This is a genomic window from Cupriavidus sp. GW821-FHT07C08 (assembly GCF_059419025.1).
This window is the reverse complement of record NZ_JBWKQZ010000002.1, coordinates 19,317-38,635: the sequence shown is the minus strand read 5'-3', so window position 1 is coordinate 38,635 and position 19,319 is coordinate 19,317. Positions and strand designations below refer to the sequence as shown.

Genomic DNA, 19,319 nt, shown 5'->3' with positions numbered 1-19,319 from the left:
CGGCGACTATGGAATGATCCGATTCGCGCGTAGTTTGTCGAACTGCCGCAGGAACATGTCCTGCGATTCTTGAGCTTCATCAAAGCCATACTGACGCGCCTTGGCGGTCAACGGCCCGGCAAACGGGCGCCGATTAGGGTGACCACCCGCGAGCGTTCTTCCTAGTACCGGCCAGCACCCAGCATGCCGCCGGTTGCGGGTCGGCCAAGAAGCGCTCGTAGGCGAGCATGTCCTCATGAGTCAGTGACGAGAGTGGCTTATCCAGTTGCAGCACGGCCCTCTTTCGACATCGTTCTCCCCAACTTTCCCACGCACTCGTATATCTGGGGCGAACGCCATCGCAGCGCGTTTATGCGTGTAGCTCAGCGACAATACGTTCCGCGAGAAAATCGCAGGGGGGCCGGTTCGACTTGACACTCCGCGCAAGTATGATCTCGAGCGTGCCAATCTCAGGCAGTCCCTGCGCAGACCCGAGCAACGTAAAGTCAGGCGGCACCGCACACCGTGCCAGTGGGGTAATGGCGAGGCCGGCTCGGGCCATCGTTAGCAGGCCCAGCAGACTCGGACTCTCATATGAGGTTCGATACGCAATCTTTACGCGCTCAAGGCTTCGAATCGCCTTCTCGCGTGCGACGCTTCCAGGCAGAAACACGGCAATGGGTAGCGGCCGCTCTCGCCAGATATCAGTGGAGCCTGGGGCGGCTGCCCACACCATGGGCTCATGCCGCAAGAACTCACCGGTCAGCCCTTTGACACGTGTCGCGCAGACGAGATCTACCGTGCCGTCTCGCAGCATCGGGGCTAGCGCGACGCTGGGTAGCCCGATCACCTGGATTTCGACCTTGGGATAGCTGGCCGAGAACTTCTTGAGAATCGGCGGAAACAGTGAGGTCGCGTAATCGTCAGGTACGCCGATCACCACGCGGCCAGTGACGTCCGGTCGCACGACCGCTGCCCATGCCTCATCGCGTAGTGCAATGATCCGGCGCGCATACGTCAGAAGGACCTCTCCGTCCTGCGTCGGAATCACGCTGCGCGGCTTGCGCACGAAGAGCGCCTTGCCGAGGGCCGATTCCAGCGTTTTGATCTGCATGCTCACCGCCGATTGCGAGCGATGCACGAGGTCGCCCGCTCGGCTGATCGTGCCCGTATCTGCGACGGCGATGATCATGGTGAGAACGTCGACGTCGAGGGCTTTCCGCTCAGTGCTCATGCGCTTTCTCTTGTACAGGTATCAGAAAATCTGAAAGATTCCATCAATATTATGCGATTTTCTTTTTGGGTGCGGTGCAGCAAAGTCTGCGAAAAGGAGTTAGACATGAATGCCCGAGCGCCCCTTACTACGCTGGCTCTTGCCGGTGCCTGGCCACAACCCTCTTTTGTTTCCACCGCCTCTGGCATCGCCGTTCCATACGTGGAAGCTGGAAGCGGCGAGCCAATGGTATTCGTGCACGGGTCGCTGTGCGATTTCCGCTATTGGGACCCGCAGCTCGCTTCGTTATCGAAGAACTTCCACTGCTTCGCTCCGAGCTTGGGCCACTATTGGCCGGAAACCGGTGCATTCGGACGCGGCGCCTTCAGTTGGGAGGCGCACGTCGCTGAAATTGCGGAGTTCATCGCGGCGCTGGGTCTGGAGCCGGTCCATCTGGTCGGGCACTCGCGCGGCGGTTGCATCGCGTTTCACCTGGCGCGCGAATACCCTCACTTGGTGAAGACGCTCACCCTCGCTGATCCGGGCGGCCCAGTGCAGGCAACGCCGCAAGCAGAGGCCGGAAAATTGCCGCCGGCCACCCACGCGTTGAGAGCGAAGGCCGCAGAACTGATTGAGCAGGGCGAATTCGATGCCGGTCTGAATCTGTTTGTAGACTCGGTAACCATGCCTGGCTTTTGGAGCAAGAGTTCCCAGAGCTTCCGCAGGATGGCGCTCGATAATGCGCCCACACTGCCGAAGCAGCTGCTTGACCCGTTGCCCGCCTACACACGTGAAGCCGCCCGTGAAATCCAGTGTCGAACGTTGCTGATCGACGGGCAAAAGAGTCCGCGCATGTTCCGTAGCACGGTCGAGAAGCTTCAAGAATGGATCGGGCGCGCTGAGCGTCAGACAATTGCCGGAGCATCTCACGGCATGAATATTGCCAACCCAGGCGCGTTCAATCGGGCGGTTGCCGGGTTGGCTACTGGCTAGAGGGGCCTTGCGTCCAGGGCACACATGGGCTTCTCTCGCCTACGGGGGCGGCCTCTAGCGGGCATACAGTCTGGCTTGCCGGACGATAGTAACAAGTCGTCTGGCACAACTGCCTTCCGACGTGCCAGACGCCGCTACTTGGTGCAGTTGCTTGGCGCCGACCCGCGCGAGATCATCTGGACCTCGGGCGCGACCGGGGGGAATAACTTGGCGATCAAGGGCGCTGCGCAGTTCGATCGAGCGGCGGCATCTAGTGACCGTTCGCCCCGAGCACACGGCCGTGCTTGACACTCGCCGAGAACTGGAGCGGCGGGGTTTCGAGGTGACGTACCTGGAGGTCGGTTCCGACGGCCTTATCTACCTCGACACGCTCGCAGCGTCTACAGGCCAGCACGCGTCCAGCCCTTCGTTGCCGTTGAGGTCATGTCCGCCGGCACCTACGCCAAGGCGTAAGCGGAAAATGGAAGTACGCGGTCCCTGGCACGACGCGCTCGGGACCCTTGATTTTCAAGAACGCTCTCTCCGCCGCGCCCTATCTGTTCGCGACATAATCGTGTTGGTGATCGGCGTGCTCGTCGACAGTGAGCCGCGTGGTCACTTCGCTGGCCGGTCGTCGGCGCCACCTTATGCGCGCGTCAGTCGCGGGCGAGCTCGGCAATCACCGAGTCGGTCACAGGCACCGGGGTCTTGGCTTGTCGCCTGCGACCGACGATTTCCAGCTACCAGCCCTGGTCCCCCCTGCGCGTCGCTGGCAGGGGGTCTCAGCGCTTTCAGTCCAGCCTCCCAACCAGCCAGACGATGGCAAGATAGGTCAGCACGTGCGCGTACTGGTCCAGGCCAAATGCCCACCAGAACTGCGGCAGATTCGGTGTCAATTTGGCGCGTCGGCCGAGACGCACCTTCCAGCGATCGATCATGTAGTGAACGACAGCGTCGGTGATCCCTAGCCAGAGCCAGTAGGCCATACCGAAGCCGGCGAGCAGCACCGCGGTACACAGGCCATGCAAGCCCGCGTGGGCATAACCACCGTAAGCGCGAAATTAAGCGCACCTAGCTTTTGTGGCTGAGAGTGGGCAGGCTTGCGTCCGCAACCACCATTTGCGGACGCAAGCATGATGGACAACGAATGTGAAGTTCCGCCGCTGAGAGTGACCCGTGTTCGCTCCAACGGGAAGCGAGACTTTGACCCCAGGGATAAGCGCCAACTGGTCGAGGCGTGTCTGCGGCCAGGGGTATCGGTAGCTGGGATGGCGCTCAAGGTCGGCATCAATACGAACCAGTTGCGCAAGTGGATTCGGCTGCACCAAGCGGCAACGGAAGCCGCGGCGGCCGACAGCGCGGAGCTTGCAGTGCCAGCGTTCGTACCGGTCATCGAGATTAGCGGGGTAAAGCGAGTTCCGGAGTCGCCGCTGGCGCGGGAATGCCTGCCAGCCCAGGCGCCTGCTTCCACCCAACCATCGGTACGACCGTCGCTGAAACCTGCACTACTGACGGCGCGGCTGCCCAACGGCGTGACGGTCGAACTTGAATGCGGCGGACAGGACGTTGCGCTGGTGAAGGCGATGATCGAAGCGCTGGGAGCGCGTTGATGTTCCGATTCGACGCTAACGTACAGGTCTACCTGCACCGCAATGCGGTGGATTTCCGCCTCGGGATCAACGGGTTGGTTGCCCTGGTCGAACAGTCGATGCAGCTTGATCCGTTTGCCCGCGCCGTCTATGCCTTTCATAACCGTCGGCGCAACCGCATCAAGCTGTTGCTGTGGGACCGCAACGGCTTCTGGTTGCTGCTCAAGCGCCTGGAGGAAGACCGCTTCGTGTGGCCACGGCGCCAGCAGGCGGTGATCGAGCTGACAACCGAGCAGTTGCACTGGCTGCTGGACGGCATCGACGTGGACGCGGTGAAGCGCCACCCGTCACGCAAATATCAGCACACGGCTTGATGGTCGTTCGGGGTGACGTATACCCGATTGCGCCATGGCTGCACTATCGTGTTCAGCATGAACGAACACGACCTCTCCCAATTGCCGCCGGCCGCCCAGGCCTATATCCGCGAGCTCGAAGCGAAGGCTGCCACCAACGCCCAGCACATCGCCGAGCTGAACGAGCGCATCAAGCTCCTTGAGGAACAGTTCCGCCTCGCACAGTCCAAACGCTTCGCACCAAGCAGCGAGAAGCTCAAGGACCGAGTGTTCGACGAAGCCGAACAAATGGCCACTGCGGAGCCGGCCGACGACGATGAGGATGACGCGCTCGCGCCGCCAGACACGGGGCTGCCAGAGCCTGATAAGCCCGCAGGCCGCAAACGTGGCCGCAAGCCGCTGCCGGCGGACATGCCGCGCCAGCGAATCGAGTACGACCTGACCGAGGACCAGAAGATCTGCCCATGTTGCCAGGGTTCGATGCACCGCATGGGCGAGGAAGTCAGCGAGCAGTTGCACATCGAAGCAAAGGTCTCCGTTCTGCAGCACGTCCGCTTCAAATACGCGTGTCGGCACTGCGAGCGCAATGCCGAACGCACGCCGGTGTTGACTGCGCCGATGCCGGCGCAACCACTGCCGGGCAGCAACGCCAGCCCAGCGATGCTGGCAACGGTGACCACCGGCAAGTACGTTGATGGCACGCCGCTCTATCGGATGGAAGACGCGCTGGGTCGCGCCGGCATCGAAGTTGGCCGCGGCACACTGGCCAACTGGATCATCCGGCCTGCGCAACTGCACTACAGCCGGCTGTACGAGGCGCTGCGCCGCACGCTGCTGTCGCAGCCACTGATCCATGGCGACGAGACGACGGTGCAGGTGCTCAAGGAGGAAGGCAAGGCCGCGCAGAGCAAATCGTACATGTGGGTGTATCGCAGCGCGGAGGACTGCGAGCATCCGGTGGTGCTGTTCGACTACCAGCCGGGGCGCGGACAGGAGTATCCGCAGGCGTTTCTCGCCGGCTACGAGGGCATGCTAATGACCGATGGCTACAGCGCCTGGCGCACGCTCGAAGGCGTTACCCACTTTGGCTGTGTTGCGCACGCGAGGAGAATGTTCGTTGATGCGCAAAAGGGGCAGAAAAAGCCCAGCGCTCGAGTACTAAAGGCGCTCGAGTACTTCCAGGCCCTGTATCAGGTCGAGACGCTCGCCAAGGCAGACCTGCCCGAAGGCGAAACGCGCGTCAACTACACGTACCGGCTGCGTCAACAGCACAGCGTGCCGCTGCTGGAAGCCCTCAAGGCATGGCTGGACCAGCAGGCGCCGCAGGTACTGCCGGAAAGCCTGCTGGGCAAGGCCATCGCCTACGCGCGCAACCAGTGGGAATACCTGAGCCGATATGTTATCGATGGGCGTGCGCCCATCGATAACAATCCGGTCGAACGTGACATCCGCCCATTCTGCACAGGGCGAAAGGCATGGCTCTTTGCAGACACTGTCGCGGGGGCGAAGGCGAGCGCCATGATCTACAGCCTGATGCTTACGTGCCGCGCCTGTGAGGTCGAGCCGTATGCTTATCTGCTCCACGTGCTCACAGAGCTGCCACAGCGCGCGCTGGAGGCTGACATCAGCGACCTGTTGCCGTTCAACTTCCCCCGGCGGCAAACCGCGCCGCCGCACCCTGCCTGAGCGGCGGGTCGATAGTTGCCTGGGTATTCCGGTTCAACGTGACCGCCGATTCCGGTATCGTGACCGGCCATTCCGGCATCGTGATCGGCCATTCCGGACAGCCGGGAAAATCGGTCACGTTCATCCGGAATCGGCGGTCACGTTCACCGGAATACGCAGTTGCCCCCAAGTCGGGGACTCCATCACACGGAGAGAAGCCCCTCGTTACCCGGTAACAGCGAGGCGCTAGCGGGGGACGTTGAAATAGAGATCCCACTGCTCCGAATCCGGATTGAGCCTGCGCACGATCGCGTCGTCCGCTCGTGCGATCAGCCGCTCCAGCATCTGACGCTTTGTTACCGTGTAACGGTGCGCCAGCCGGGCGAGAGCAAGGTCGGCTTCCGTACTGACCCACATATCCAGCCGCCGCTCTCCGTTGCCGTCCTTGCCCGCCGTCGCGCGCCTTGCCCGATAGGCGGCCTGCCGCTGTGCTGTCGTCTGCGCCATCTGCACTCCTCATGATCGTTACCCGGTAACACTCCGGTGTGGCGACGTTACCGGGCGTGAAGTGTAATAAAAGTAGTTCGTCAGTGGCTGAGCACAAGGCCAATTAAATCAATAAGTTAGCGTTTCTTGTGTGGGCGTCCGTATCAACATTGCTACGATTTTTCGAGTAGTAATCCTGGCACTTTCGTGAGGCGCGAAGTAATTCTGAAACGATCGCGGGTCCGTCACCTCGTGTCATCTTTACTACTTTTCGCTCTGACTACGCGGATTCGCTCGGGGTGATTAAAAGGAGCGTTCGCGCGAAACATTCCAAAATAAGGCTGCAATCGCAGCCGAGAACTCCGAATGTGAGGTGGCCTTGCCGCAGAGTGAGAGTAGTCGCGCAGGGGACACGATTTCTCCGAACTGCGGAAGTAAAGATGATACGTTCTGCGTGATTAAGCGCGCGAATCAACATTACTTCGCACAGGGAGCGCGATTACTACACTTCACGCCACCGGGACCTTGTTTCGCATGGGAAAGATACAGTCGCACGAATGCTGAGCGAAAAATTGCTACGTTCGCATGAATGTTGAGCGTGGCTCGCACGAATGGCGATCCTCAACAGAAGTAGAGCGCTTCGACGAGACGCCGCCGCCAATGCGCGCGTTCGACCCGCCTCCTCATGTCCCGTAAGCGGCTCTTATAAAATGCAATTAATCACCTTGATGCGCCCGAAGACTTGAACGGGAAGCTTGCATCAATGGGATGGCGCCGAAATTTCACGATGGTGATGATACGGCGCCCGGTTGCTATTTCTTGCTTCCCCAACCAATCCGATGCCGCTCCTGCGTGGCCTCATGCCGCGCATCCTCCTCGCTGTGCAGGTAGCCGCTCGTCGTCGACAGCGAGCTGTGCCCGAAGTTGTCCCGCACAAAGCGCAGGTCGACCTGCTGGTCGGTCATATGCGAGCCAGCGGTGTGGCGCAGCCAATGGGCCGAGGCACTGGCCAGCACCGCGGCCTGTGCTTCCCATTCCGGCCCCCGCGCGCGCAGGCGCGCCGCGGCCATGCCAAACACCTCTTTCAGGATCAGGTGCAGCGCTCCGCGTGACAGCGGTTTCTCGCTGTCCGCTTTTCCAATCACCGGCAGCACCAGTGGCCGCGTCTCCCCGAACTGCGGAGTCGGCGGCAATGCGTGGGCGCGGCGGTAGCGCGCCAGTTCGGCAATCAGCTCGTCGGTCGCCGGCACCAGCCGCGTCTTGCTGCCTTTGCCGGTCACCTCCAGCCACCAGCGCTCGATGCCCTGGGCATCGCGGCGGCAGAAGAACGCCCCCATGGGGGTGGCCGTCACCTCCGACGCACGCAAGCCGCCCAGATAGAGCACGGTCAGCACCCAGCGGCAGCGCGCCGCATGCAGGCGTTCTCGCGCGTTTTCGGTTGGCATCGCTTCGACCGTGTCTTTGACGATCGCCCACATGTCGTGGCTCAGATAGCGGGTGATGCGCGCCTTGGTTGGCGCGCGCCGACGGCGGGCGAGGGCGAGCGGGTTACCGGCCACGTAGCCCGCCTCGGTGAGCCAGGCGAACAGCGCGTTCAGGATCACCAGCGCCTGGCGCACGCTGCCGGGCGACAGCGGCCCGGCGAACGGGCGCCAGTCCGGATGGCTGCGCGCGAGCTTCTTGCTGCCGGCCAGGACCCAGCGGGCGGCCGGCTGCGGATCGGCCAGAAAGCGCTCATAGACGAGCAGGTCCTCGTGCGTCAGGGAAGACAGCGGCTTGCCGAGCTGTAGCACGGCCCACAGGATCAGCCGCTCCACCTCGCGGCGATAAACGGTCACCGTCGCCGCGCTGTCGGCGTAGCGCGCGAGCCAGGCGGTCACGGCGGACAGGTCGTCGGTCGCCGCGATGCGGGTGGCCGTGGCGGGCGCTCGGTTGCTGCCGTCGTGCCCGGACAGCGCCGACGGCAGCCGTAACTGCTCCAGCGGAGTGGGTAGGGCGGCGAGGGGGGCGGACGTAGGTGGGGCGGGCGGAAGGGCGGGCGATTCCACGGTCGTTAGTTTGCACAATTTTGTATCCGAGACGTGGCCGTGAAATCGACGCCGCCCGGGCGTGCGAGAACAAATTTACTTCACGAAATTCTGCACCATTTTGTTCTCCCGGCGAACATTCGAAGCAATTTTGTATCTTTGCCAACGTTTGTTCCATTCTCGTCGTGCGATTTTTCCCAAATGTGCCCTAAGGTTTATAACCATCGCCTCTGGGGCGATCGGCCGATTTTGGAGCGTCGCATGGAAGAGGGTATTGACGACAATTCCTGTTGCTCCCGCCGGAGGATAGACGGGCGAACCGTCGACACTTCCCACTGGGCCAGCCCCGATGAGGGAGCGCTTACTGGTGACCGACGCGTCCTGTACCTTGCGAGAAAGCAGGCGGTTTCGCTGTATCTTTCCGGTGCCTCGGGCGAAAGCATCAGGCGGCTGACGTCGCTTGGCACAAGTCAGGCCTATCGTCTCATCCGGGAGCGCTGCCTTGAGACGCATCCCGACGGGCGTCCTTATGGCTGGCGCGGGCTTGTGCCATGGCTCCGAGTCAAGCCATACCGTCGTAGCACGAAGGTCCATGTCGACCAGTTCGGCCGCGGTGCTGCGGGCGCGATGCAGGCGCTGCTGGACAGTCAGCCGGCGCTTCGTCAGGCATTTGAGGCGCGTATCCTCGCGAGCGCCTCAGCCAAGCGACTAGTCGAAACTAAACAGTCGAGAAGGCGTCATTGCGCGTGGTTTCTGGACCAATTGCGTGGCTTCGGGTACGAAGCGCGAAACGAATGGCCGTTCAACACATTGAGCCTTGGCTACTCTTCGATCTGTCGGTATATCGACAAGGTGCTGTCGGCCAACCCAAGGGCGCTGGCCGCGGCGAGTGGCGGGCCGAATTTGGCTGTGAAGCTGAGGTCCGGTGACGGAACCGGGCGGCCGGTGCAGAGGTTCATGCAACGCGTCGAAATGGACGCGCACAAGCTAGACGGACGTTTCTGCGTGTCGCTTCCCCTGATGGGGGGCGGTTTCAAGGAGAAGATCGTTCATCGTCTCTGGGTCGTTGTGATCCTGGAGGTCGTTTCGCGCGCGGTGCTAGGGTACTACTTCAGCGTGAGACGGGAAATATCGAAAGATGACGTCATGCGCGCGCTGAAGCGGGCATTGGGCAGATGGTGCCTGCGCCCGGTCAGTTTTTGCGATACGCCGTATCTGCCTGAAGCCGGGCTTCTTTCCGCTCTGGGTAGCGATTTCGTCGGGCTATGCTGGGACGAGACCAGCGTAGATGGTGCGCTTGCCGAGACTTGTCAGCACGTGCGGGATGCGCTGCGCGACAGCGTCGGCTCCACGCTACTGGACCCGAAGACCTCGTTCTCGAAACGTCGAAGCAAGGATGACCGCCCGTTCATCGAGACGTTTTTCCGCAATCTGGCCGGACAGGGATTCCAGCGTCTTTCCAACACCACCGGCGCAAATTTCCAGGACCGCAAGGGAAGACAGCCGGAAGAGGTCGCCCTGGCGAGTCGATTCCAGTACGAATATGCGGAAGAGCTGCTGAACGTGCTCATTGCCAACTACAACGCGACACCGCACAGCGGGATTGGTAACCGCACGCCGCTCGCGTATGCGAAGTTCTTGTACCACCATTCCCAGCAGAGCTTCCGGCGAGCCGACCCCGCTGTCGTGGACACGCTATTCAGCATCCGCAAGCGCTGCATCGTGCGCGGGGGCGCTAAGAGCGGGCGTGCCCCGTTCGTTGAGTTCCATTACGGCCGTTATACCAACGACGTGCTGCACAACCGGCACGACCTTGTCGGCTCCGAGATCTGGGTGGTCTGCCACAAGGAGGATGACTGCCGGGTGGCGCTTGCCTCCACGCTGGACGGTATGTCACTCGGCGTGTTGCGGGCAGCACCGCCTTGGAACATGTCGCCGCACAGCCTGTCGCTACGTGCTGCAATTTGCCAGGCGTGCTCTCACGGAAAGTTTGCGATTCCGGCAGGCGTCGACGCCATCGATGTCTTCATGCGCTACGTGGAGAGTCAGGCGCACAACCGCTTGCCGGTCCATCCGGCCTACCTCGAGGCACGGCGCATACTGGCAGCCGCAGCCGATTCATCAATCGGGCCTTCCATGCTGGATGTAGCAATGGCTCGGGCCAAGGCAGGCAGCAGTTCTTCAAAGGGTAGCAAGGGGGCCGCTTCGGAGCCGACGGCAAGACGCGCGCAGTCTGGCGCCGCGGACCCGCTGAAGCCTTCTGCGGGTCCTACGCTGCCTCCGCGTCGAATGGCGCAGTCGAGGTAAGCCATGTCCTTCTCACTGCCCGAGCGCATCGATCCGCGGCACTGCATCGTGACGAAGCAATACGCGGTGTATACACCGCCCATGCACGAAATGATCGAGCAAATCGGCGAATGGATCGACCAGCAGCGCCCCGGCGGCTATATCTATGGTGCGTCACGCCTAGGCAAGTCCCGCTGTGTGCAGTGGTACGTTGCAAACGAATTGCAGGAGCGCTTCAAGGCCGTCATGCCCCTGGTGGTGTGGAATCGCCGCCCCGACAGTCACAGTAGTGAAGCGGGATTCTGGCACCAGCTCTTACTCGCCTCGCGTTTCGAATTCGCCAACCCGGCAAAGCCGCCGAAGAAAGCCGAAGGCATATACCTGTGCAAGCAACGCTTCATCGCCATTGCGAACAACGCGCAACGGAACTACATGGTGCTGCTTATCGACGAAGCGCAGGATCTGACGTTGCGGGAGTGGAAGTGGCTGGTCGGCCTGCAAAATGAGCTCGATTACGAGGGCTATTTACTCAGCGTATTTTCAGTCGGCTCACACCAGTTGAACTATCGCCACGAATATATGGCCATCACGGGCAACGCTCACGTCGCCGCGCGCTTTATGGCAGCGCATGCGCGCTTCCACGGCCTGCGCTCGCCCGAGGAGATCGGGTACGTGCTCAACGGCTACGATATCGACTCCGAGTGGCCGCCAAGCAGCGGCGTTCCGTACCTGGCGCACTTCGCGCCGGCGGATTATGCGGCCGGGCGCCGGCTCGCCGAATGCGCGGCGCTGCTGTGGAAAGCGCTGATGGAGCTTTCGCCCGAATCTGCGCGCGGGCATTTCGAATTTCCAATGCAGCATGTCGCGAAAGCCACCGAGGCGATACTCTTCCAACTGGCGCGGGGCGAAGACTGGGCCGACGTGACCTCCTATGAGAGCTGGTTGCGAGAACTCGCTAAAGCGAACTTCCCGGACCACATGAGGATCATCTCGACGGGTAGTTGACATGGCGGCCTACCCATCGGTGAACTGGTGGCCGGGAAACCTCCGTCCGTACGAGTCGAGGCTGTCGTTCGTCGCCCGCTTCTGCGCACTGAATGGCATCAACGTCCGAAAATGCGCGGAGTTTTTGAGTGTGGAGCCCGATAGCAGCACGCCGCTTCCGATCGACGAAATCAGGCGCCTGGCGTCCGTGCTGGGTGAGACCGCGCCGCTTGTCGAAGACGTTTTCTCGCCTTCCATACGGTTCATCGATGTCGGCCGTTATGGCCCGCCTCCCGATAGTCGCGAGCGACGTGCCATCCGCTATTGCGAGACCTGTGTGCAGCACGGCTACCACAGCTACCTGCATCAGCTTGGGTGGCTTTCGCGGTGCCCATTTCACCTGAGCGAGCTGAAAACGACCTGGGCGCAGAAGCACACCGCCAGGCTCGTGTCGCAGCGTGTGGGCGCGTTGGAGTTCGTGATGCGGCAACGCTGCAGGACGTGGCCGCACGGCATTGATGCCGGCTTTCCCGCCCGAGAGCCGGGGCGTGTTGCGTCGCTCGCCGGCTGGGTCGCACGGGCGAGCGTCGCTGCCGCGCGCATGTCGCTCGGCGAGATCTGGTCGTCGGGCAACGATGGCATGCCGGGGGCCGTCTCCCTCGACCAAGCGTTCGGTCAGCTGCGCGCGCTTGAGCCCCCGCCCGAGGACATCGAACCGCTCCTTACCGAAGCCGGTGATCGGTGGAGTCTGGAAAGCCACGCGTTTGCGCGGCAAGCGAAAATCCAGCTCGGCCGCCTCAGGTCGAGCCACCTCAGCTTTGCCGACGTTCTTCACTTCTATATACGCATCAACGCCGCTTCGGCGAATCCGTCTTCGTTTGTCACGCGCCTGAATGCCATGCAAGACCGACAGGCTCGCCATGGCACCTGTCGCTGTCGGTGGAGGCTGACTAAGGAGGGACGGCTTTCGCGCTGGGTCAGCGTGCGTCCAGAGGAGGGGCCCCGCTGGGGCCTGATCTGCCCATACGATATCGCGCTCAACGAACTTCAACTCGGCTGGGGCCGTTCGGACCTGGCGCTCTCCAATCGGCCGGCGGAGCAGGAACGGCGGCGCTTCTGCAGCGTTTCTCACGCGATGCGCGACTTGGGCCTCATCCGCTATACACGGGAGGCAGCGGTAGCGCCGGCGGGTTACCTATATGCCGATCAGGACGTCTGGACCTGCTGCGAGTGGGTCTGGGAGTCGACGCTAACCGCAGTGCTCGATATGGCGGTCACGTGGGAAATCGAGCTGACGTTCGATGCGTTGACCACTTGGCTAGATGACATCGATCGGGGTGTCGATCCGCTTGAGCGGGACGATTCCAAGTTTTGCGTCCGCCTGTGCGAAACCGACGATGGCCTCTTGCTGATCAAGTGGACGAGGGCAGAAGCGAATGTGCGTCGGGGGCGACCCCGGATCTGAACGCAACGTACCGTGAGCAACGTGAAGCCCGTTGGCTTGCGACGCATTGCGGCCAGAGTTTCGGCCCAGGGGGCTCGGAACAAAATTGTGCAGAAAACGCTAACAAAATTGTGCAAACCAACGCGGGGGTCTAAAAAGTCACAGCTAGCTTCGCAATTATAGACATAAGCGCAGTTATGTCTAAAGTATCGCCAAGAAAATTGTATATATAACGTATTACGTAGTAATATTTATCAACATTTCTGTTTTTTTCTCCCTATGCCCGCTGCCGACCTGGATCTGACCGACGCCGCGCTGCAGACCGCCATGGCCAACGACATTGCCGAGCTACGCAGTCGCTTCCCCGAGACCCGCGCGTTGTACCGCGAGGTCTGCGGCCTGCTGTTCTTCCGCTACGGCGTCACGCCCACCGCCAACAAGCTCTACAGCCTGGTGCGCAAGGGCAGCATGGGCACGCCGGCGGAGGTGCTGCAGGCGTTCTGGCAGGAGTTGCGCGGGCGCACGCGCGTCACCATCGACCATCCGGACCTGCCGGAGGCGCTCAAGTCGATCGCCGCCAATGCGGTGCAGACGATCTGGCAGGCGGCCAACGAGGCCGCGTCCGCCGAGCTGGCGACGCTGCGCGCGGAGGCGCGTCACGCCGCGAGCGAAGCGGAAGCCGAGCGGGATGCGGCGCGCGCGGAGACGGCGGCCGCACGCGAGGATGCTGCGGCGATCGCGGCCCAGCTGGCCGAAGCCCGGCAGGCGCACGACACCGTGCAGGCGGAGCTGGCCGCCGAGCGACAGGCCCACGCCGCCACGCAGGCCCGGCTCGAGGCGGGGCGGACGGAACTGGAGGCGGGCCGGCGCCAGCTGGACGCGCTGCGCACCCAATTCTCGACCGAGCTGGAGCGGGCGCGCGAGGCGGTAACGCTCGCGCAGGAACGCGCCGAAGCCAGCGAGCGGCGCAGCTTGCGCGAACTCGACGCCGAGCGCACGGCGCGCCAGCAGAGCGAACGCACGGCCGAAGCGTTGCGCGGTGAACTGGCGGCGGCACGCGGCGAGGCGCGTGATGCGGCCGTGGCGCAGGCGGAGGGCCGGGCTAAGCTGGAAGCGCAGGCCGCGGCGCTAGCCGATCGGCTCGCGGTGGCCGAGCAGGCGCAGCGCAAATCCGTCAGCGACCTGGACACCGTGCAGGCGGAGCTCGCGGCGGCGCAGCGCCGGGCCGAGCGCGCCGAGGCCGAAGCGGCGCTGGTGCGGCAGCTGCTGGCAGAGTTGCGGCTGGCGCCGCCTGAGCGAGACGGTGGTGCGCGGCGGCGCAAGGCCGGGAGCCGGCTAAACGAAAAGCCGGGCGAACAACTGGACGAAAATCAGGGGGCGCCGACGGCCTCCCTCACCCCGGAAGATGGCAGCGAGAGCAGTCACAGAAGCGACAGCAGCGATGACAGCAAAGACTGAGCGGGCGGCGGCGATCCGCTGGATCCAGGATCAGATGGCCGACTATGGGCTGACGATGGAAGAGCTAAAAGCGGCGGGGTGCTTCGATCCGCCGCCCCCGCCCCCACCGCCTCCGCCGCCCGTGGTCTGCTACCGCAATGCCGAGGGACTGACCTGGGATGGGCAGGGCGAGATGCCGTCCTGGCTGAAGCGCGCGGTCAATGCAGGGCAGAGCGTGGAGTTTTTTCGGGCCGGATAAACGAAGCTCGGCTGCTGCGAGGGATATATTTTCCTTTCCAATCATAGGTTTACAGAGGATATGGCGGATTTGGGAATCCCGGGTGTCCCTCTGGAAGACCTTGAGGAGGGCCAGCAGACCAAGCGGCGATGTCCTGGGCCGCGCGTGGAGCGAATCGCACTGATGATGTCCAAAAGCGCGTTAGCTGGGTCATCGTACTTTTTGTAAAAAATGGCGGTAGCGGACCGCTGAGCCACCTCTTGCACGGTCTCTCTGCGCCTTGGATCACCACGTGGCATTTGTAAGTCATTGATAGATTGACACTTTCTGCAGGTCGTCGTCAGGAAATGCACGGAAAGTACGATGACCCCTACCATCGGGCCACCGCCAAGGGCTATATTGCAGGCGGCCGAACAACCAGAAAAACTCTAATGATTGATATATCGAATGCTCAACTCGACCCATATCGCGGTTTCCATTATTTTCATGAAGATCTGAATATTTACCTGAAGGTAGCCCTCTCCTCCGCATTGTTGTTAGTTCGTCATTCGGCTGAGCCGCAGGATTCAGACAAGTTGCACGATCTTATAAAGCTTGCGCATCCGTCTTGGAATACCCCGCCTGTCAGAGATATGTCAATAGACATTCAGCGAAGAACTCACGCTTCCATCTCAGCCTTTGCCCTAATCTCTGTCTTCTCAGCATTTGATGACTTCCTCATCGGGACGAAAGCGGAGTTGCATCGATTTTATTCGGCCACAGAGTCATCCAGGCATATCGGAATGAATAAAGCGACACCGACAATTATAGAGGAAACAAATATTAACGACGGCGAAGAAAATGATGATGATGACGACTCGGAAGAACGACTGCGCGCTTTCTATGCCAAAAACGGATGGGACGGAAGGTCGATCGATCCGATCTTAAAGGTGGTAAGGTACTTTCGACTTTGTCGAAACTGCATCGCTCATCGAAACGGGCGTGCGTCGCGCGCACTTGTCAAACATTCTTCTGATGCAGACGTACATAAGCTGGTGAGTAACCTCTTGGACAAGGCATCCAACGGTCTTCGAAAGTACGTGATCAACGAGGATGTTTTTATCGAACCTACCCAAGCGATTCTCTGCTCTCATTTGCTTCGAAAGATCGCGCTGGATGCAAACAAAAAACTTCTAGGTACGCTTGGGTTTGATGGGTTCCTGCGGTCGGTAGCACATCACACAATGTTCAGTGAGACTATCGTGCGATCTGATGCTTACAAAACTCCTGAGGCAGTATTGAATTTCGCCCTAACGGACCGCTATCGAGCGACGATGTCAAATCGAGAGGAGTGTATCCAAGAAATGAAGCGTCTTGGTCTATGGAAAAAATACATGAGCGAGTTTGAGCGAAAGTACGGTACCGGTTATCTGTCCGAATACTAAGGACACCAAAATGATGGTCGGAACGCTCCGCAACTGAGCGAGCGGACCTTCGGATGCCCGACCGGGTCGCTGCTCGAGCGACCGGAACCGGCTACAGCCGTTGCCGCTTCAGCCATTCCTGGTTGGCGACGGTTAGTTGCAGTGCTGGGCCAGGAAGAACGTGAGGCTGGCGTTGCCCGGGCACAGAGATAAGGCACGATATCGTCCGCTGACCATGCCAAGGTGGCTAGCGGTTGTTGTGCCGAACCGGTTGCCCGCAGTCCGGAACCAGCCGGGCAAGGCGCGACGAAATTGCGCCGCCCTCGGCCCAGGGATAGTCTTACCGACTGCTTCGCACGGCCTCGAGCATGGACTGTCCTTGACGCGTCAGACGAGGGTAAGCATGGCCGCGGGCATGTCCGCGCTCGATCGTGACCAGTTTTTGGCCATCTAATTGATCTGGCTCGAGGTCATCAATCCCCTGCGCATCGCCAATCAGCAGTAGCGCGGCGATTTCGTGCGGACTCAGCACGTCGGCCTCCTTTGTCGGCGTCGGAAGACGGAAACTCCGACCGCTGGTCCGTGGATCGAGTGCCACGGAGGACGATGAGAACGGCAGTGAATGCATCGGTGCGAGGAACCTGCCGGTAGGGTACGCCGAACGTTCAAGGCCTGCGGCCAAGATGCGCCCTTATGCTCTTCAGCGCATAAGGGCGGGGGCGACTCTCGGGTGGGCTTGGCCACCGATTCGGCGGTAGTGAATTCAGGCCGCCCTTGTATTCCGGAAACCTCATGGCATGTAGCCGGGTGCGCCAGGTTCTGCCATAGGTCGGCAACTCATCGCCTTGGATCGCCCCCTCGATCAACGGCGCAGGAGACCCCGCGGGGTAGAACTTGCCGGGCCCGACCTCCACTGCTTAGCCGCAGAGCGGGAACGTTGCTCGAGATGGGCGTCGAGGAAGACAAGGGGGCACGAACGTGTCTGCGCTTGATGCTGGAAAGTCGGCTGCGGGCCATGGTCAGCGGCGTCAACCTTGAGCCGGCGACGGATTGTGAATGATAGAACTCATTGTTCGGCGCAGCTCTTTCGCTAAATGACGTTTGCTAAATTTTCTCAGTGAGAATCTTGCGAATGTTGAGAAAATTGAGTAGCCTCTGGGAATCATCCACAGTTCGTCTGCCTCTGACATGAGTTCCTATTCTAGTGTGGCCGATCTGGCCGCCCGCATGCGTATCGAGCCGGACACGCTTCTCGAGAGGCTTCGGGAAGCGGGGGTGAACAAAGCAGACGACCGCGAGCCCGTCTACGAGGCCGATGTCGCCGCGCTCAGTGCGCTTTATCGGAAGCTGCTCGGCCCGCGGACGATCGAGATCGCCGCCGAGGTGCGCGGGGAAGCGGATCCGGGTCTGGAGACGCCGGCGAAGCCTAAGGTCAATCGCGTCATCCTGGTGGGCCAGCTGGGCGAGGGTCCCGAAGTACGGTGCCTGCCGTCCGACGCGCCGGTCGCGAACATCCGCCTCGCAGTGGCCCACCGTTACTGGCGACTTCTGAGGGATGTCGTCGAATTCGGGTATGACACCAGGGAGACGCGCGCACTCCTGTATCTAGACCTGCTGGGAGGACACGTTCCGGCCAGATTGACGGCAGTCGTTCGCCGTCTTGTGCGCAGCGCTCTTCGCGCCTCGATTGCGGAATCCCGGCGGACGCACCGCCTTTCTGCTTTGGCCGCTCAGGTCCGGTCCTTCCTCGCTGGTCATGTAGTGTCGTGCCACCACGCCGACCGGGAGGCGACGATTCACCCGGCCTTTGCCCCGCCGGTTGCGGTCATTTGAAGGAGTTTGATATGACACCGCGTTTTCACGCGCCGGCTGCCGTCGCACCCGGCCCCCAACTGGTCGAGAAATTGGTCCACGACATTGACGAGCAACTGGAGCAGACCATCGACGCTGGCGAGCGTGCCCGCGTAATGGCCATTGTGCGCCAGTGCCTGACGGCAACGCTCTCCAGCCCCGCCTCGGCGGCGGCAGTCGAAGACCGCCTCGCCGTGTCATATCTGAAGCCCTCGGAGGTCATTGCGCAAGGTCTGGTGGCCATGTCGCAGGCGACGCTGTATCGCGCGGTGGAGGATGCACGCTTTTATTGTGTCACCCCCCGCGGCAAGGCGATTGGCCGCGCATTCCCGGCCTGGCAATTCGCGCCGCCGGTGCCCGAGTTGCTGACTCCGGTCCTGCGCCAGATGAAAAACCTGCCGAGCAGCGAAATCCATGCGTTCTGGGTGACGCCGGTTGACGCCTTCGACGACCTGACGCCGGCCGAGTTGCTGGCGGGCAGGGCGTTCGAATCGCGAGCGGCGCTAACTGCTGCGCAGCGTGGCCACCTTGCTCAAGCCGCAAGCGAGCGGCAGGGCAGGGTGATCACGCAGCTGGCCGCGCTGTCCTCGCGCAGTTCGGATCTGATCAGTTGATGTTGATACCAAGAGAATTTGTCGTACCGGCTTCGATTGCCGCTACTCTTCCTACCCTTGACCATTTGCGTCGGGCGCTGGACGGCGCGGTGGTCTTCGTGCCGGCCGGCACCCGGATTGTCCGCGCCGTCCGGCATCCGGCCGCGGTCATCCCGCCACACGTGGAGCGCACCTACCGATTCGGACCGCCCGCCGCATTGGCCGGTGAGGGAGGGCGTTACCCGATCTACTGGATGTATGCCGCCCAGGATCTCACGACTGCACTGTGGGAATCCGGCTTCTGCACGAACGACATCACGCAGCCGGGCACGTTCTATATCCCCCGAGCCATTGCGGAGACGGGCCTGATCGCGACCTTCACCGTGCAAGCGGATATCCCCATCCTCGATCTTGACGGCACCGTTCTCAGCAAGCTGGGCATTTATGATCGCATCCACGAGGGCGAATACGACTGGTGTCAGTGGTTCGGCCTGCGGATGTTCGACGTCCTGGCGAGCTTTGCCGACGGCGGCGCACCGATCGGTTTTCGCTATCCGTCGCGTAAGCATAAGGGCCATCTTGCGCTGGCTGTGCAATCCGGCTCACTGGGGCAATGGCGCCGCCAGGTCGATGTGCAGGTCGTGCGCTTCTCTGAAATGCCCGAGTTCAACGCGCTCCGGAGGGACAGCAGCTACGCGGAGCCCTTCGAGGGGGGATTTACGGTGGACCGATGAGTCGGCTCTCCCATGTGCAGCGGTTGCGGGGTGCGGCATGGCTACGACAGCTATGGTGATGCCGG

Annotated in this window: 17 protein-coding genes and 3 pseudogenes; 14 read left to right on the top strand and 6 right to left on the bottom strand. The window is 61.7% G+C overall.

The features are described 5' to 3' along the window. Nucleotides 1-102: 102 nt before the first annotated feature. Nucleotides 103-277, bottom strand: a pseudogene (locus tag AC07UK_RS03350) (tyrosine-type recombinase/integrase); the annotation flags it as partial. A 72-nt stretch (nt 278-349) separates the two neighbouring features. Continuing rightward, nucleotides 350-1,213 carry a LysR substrate-binding domain-containing protein gene (locus AC07UK_RS03345; RefSeq protein WP_058697619.1) on the bottom strand — a complete coding sequence of 288 codons (864 nt, stop codon included), beginning with the start codon at nt 1,211-1,213 and terminating at the stop codon, nt 350-352. 105 nt (nt 1,214-1,318) lie between these two features. Between AC07UK_RS03345 and AC07UK_RS03340 the strand changes: the two genes are divergently transcribed. Together AC07UK_RS03340 and AC07UK_RS03335 are read left to right on the top strand one after the other, a co-directional pair. Continuing rightward, nucleotides 1,319-2,185, top strand: a complete 867-nt coding sequence (locus AC07UK_RS03340) for an alpha/beta fold hydrolase (protein WP_058697620.1) — start codon at nt 1,319-1,321, stop codon at nt 2,183-2,185. Between the two features lie 129 nt (nt 2,186-2,314). Beyond that, nucleotides 2,315-2,567: pseudogene (locus AC07UK_RS03335) on the top strand (aminotransferase class V-fold PLP-dependent enzyme); the annotation flags it as partial. 388 nt (nt 2,568-2,955) lie between these two features. Here AC07UK_RS03335 and AC07UK_RS03330 read toward each other — a convergent pair. Beyond that, nucleotides 2,956-3,195: pseudogene (locus tag AC07UK_RS03330) on the bottom strand (DUF3307 domain-containing protein); the annotation flags it as partial. 102 nt (nt 3,196-3,297) lie between these two features. Here AC07UK_RS03330 and tnpA point away from each other — a divergent pair. The 3 genes from tnpA to tnpC are packed head-to-tail and all read left to right on the top strand — an operon-like array spanning nt 3,298 to nt 5,792. Next, nucleotides 3,298-3,774: an IS66-like element accessory protein TnpA gene (tnpA, locus tag AC07UK_RS03325; RefSeq protein WP_058697621.1), complete on the top strand. Its 477-nt coding sequence runs from the start codon at nt 3,298-3,300 to the stop codon at nt 3,772-3,774. After that, nucleotides 3,774-4,127 carry an IS66 family insertion sequence element accessory protein TnpB gene (tnpB, locus tag AC07UK_RS03320; protein ID WP_058697622.1) on the top strand — a complete coding sequence of 118 codons (354 nt, stop codon included), beginning with the start codon at nt 3,774-3,776 and terminating at the stop codon, nt 4,125-4,127. Before tnpA ends, tnpB begins: the two co-directional genes overlap by 1 nt. A 57-nt stretch (nt 4,128-4,184) precedes the next feature. Continuing rightward, nucleotides 4,185-5,792, top strand: coding sequence for an IS66 family transposase (tnpC, locus tag AC07UK_RS03315; RefSeq protein WP_058697683.1), 1,608 nt, complete (start codon nt 4,185-4,187; stop codon nt 5,790-5,792). 225 nt (nt 5,793-6,017) lie between these two features. Here the strand turns inward: tnpC and AC07UK_RS03310 are convergent, their stop codons facing one another. Next, nucleotides 6,018-6,278: a hypothetical protein gene (locus AC07UK_RS03310; RefSeq protein ID WP_058697623.1), complete on the bottom strand. Its 261-nt coding sequence runs from the start codon at nt 6,276-6,278 to the stop codon at nt 6,018-6,020. Nucleotides 6,279-7,069: 791 nt separating this feature from the next. Next, nucleotides 7,070-8,305 (bottom strand): tyrosine-type recombinase/integrase, encoded by a 1,236-nt coding sequence (locus tag AC07UK_RS03305; RefSeq protein ID WP_058697624.1) that lies wholly within the window; start codon nt 8,303-8,305, stop codon nt 7,070-7,072. 240 nt (nt 8,306-8,545) lie between these two features. Between AC07UK_RS03305 and AC07UK_RS03300 the strand changes: the two genes are divergently transcribed. From AC07UK_RS03300 to AC07UK_RS03275, 6 genes are all read left to right on the top strand, one after another. Then, entirely contained in the window at nt 8,546-10,591 is a 2,046-nt protein-coding gene (locus AC07UK_RS03300) for a hypothetical protein (RefSeq protein WP_058697625.1), read from the top strand. 3 nt (nt 10,592-10,594) lie between these two features. After that, on the top strand, nt 10,595-11,575 hold the full coding sequence (locus AC07UK_RS03295) for an ATP-binding protein (protein WP_058697626.1): 981 nt from the start codon (nt 10,595-10,597) through the stop codon (nt 11,573-11,575). A gap of 1 nt (nt 11,576) precedes the next feature. Then, nucleotides 11,577-13,019 (top strand): hypothetical protein, encoded by a 1,443-nt coding sequence (locus tag AC07UK_RS03290; protein ID WP_058697627.1) that lies wholly within the window; start codon nt 11,577-11,579, stop codon nt 13,017-13,019. Between the two features lie 258 nt (nt 13,020-13,277). Next, nucleotides 13,278-14,456, top strand: coding sequence for a DNA-binding protein (locus AC07UK_RS03285; RefSeq protein WP_058697628.1), 1,179 nt, complete (start codon nt 13,278-13,280; stop codon nt 14,454-14,456). Continuing rightward, nucleotides 14,440-14,694: an H-NS histone family protein gene (locus AC07UK_RS03280; protein WP_058697629.1), complete on the top strand. Its 255-nt coding sequence runs from the start codon at nt 14,440-14,442 to the stop codon at nt 14,692-14,694. The genes AC07UK_RS03285 and AC07UK_RS03280 overlap by 17 nt, the downstream gene beginning before the upstream one ends. 410 nt (nt 14,695-15,104) lie before the next feature. Beyond that, nucleotides 15,105-16,097: a hypothetical protein gene (locus tag AC07UK_RS03275; protein WP_150984231.1), complete on the top strand. Its 993-nt coding sequence runs from the start codon at nt 15,105-15,107 to the stop codon at nt 16,095-16,097. A gap of 319 nt (nt 16,098-16,416) precedes the next feature. Here AC07UK_RS03275 and AC07UK_RS03270 read toward each other — a convergent pair whose 3' ends face one another. Next, on the bottom strand, nt 16,417-16,608 hold the full coding sequence (locus AC07UK_RS03270) for a hypothetical protein (protein WP_081050236.1): 192 nt from the start codon (nt 16,606-16,608) through the stop codon (nt 16,417-16,419). Between the two features lie 656 nt (nt 16,609-17,264). Between AC07UK_RS03270 and AC07UK_RS03265 the strand changes: the two genes are divergently transcribed. From AC07UK_RS03265 to AC07UK_RS03255, 3 genes are read left to right on the top strand one after another with little or no spacing between them, the layout of a single operon-like run. Then, the gene (locus AC07UK_RS03265; RefSeq protein ID WP_081050237.1) at nt 17,265-17,909 is read left to right on the top strand and encodes a single-stranded DNA-binding protein; all 645 of its coding nucleotides are present in this window, start codon (nt 17,265-17,267) and stop codon (nt 17,907-17,909) included. A gap of 11 nt (nt 17,910-17,920) precedes the next feature. Further along, nucleotides 17,921-18,541 carry a hypothetical protein gene (locus AC07UK_RS03260; RefSeq protein WP_058697631.1) on the top strand — a complete coding sequence of 207 codons (621 nt, stop codon included), beginning with the start codon at nt 17,921-17,923 and terminating at the stop codon, nt 18,539-18,541. Next, nucleotides 18,541-19,254, top strand: a complete 714-nt coding sequence (locus AC07UK_RS03255; RefSeq protein WP_116318646.1) for an RES domain-containing protein — start codon at nt 18,541-18,543, stop codon at nt 19,252-19,254. Before AC07UK_RS03260 ends, AC07UK_RS03255 begins: the two co-directional genes overlap by 1 nt. Nucleotides 19,255-19,319: the final 65 nt, after the last annotated feature.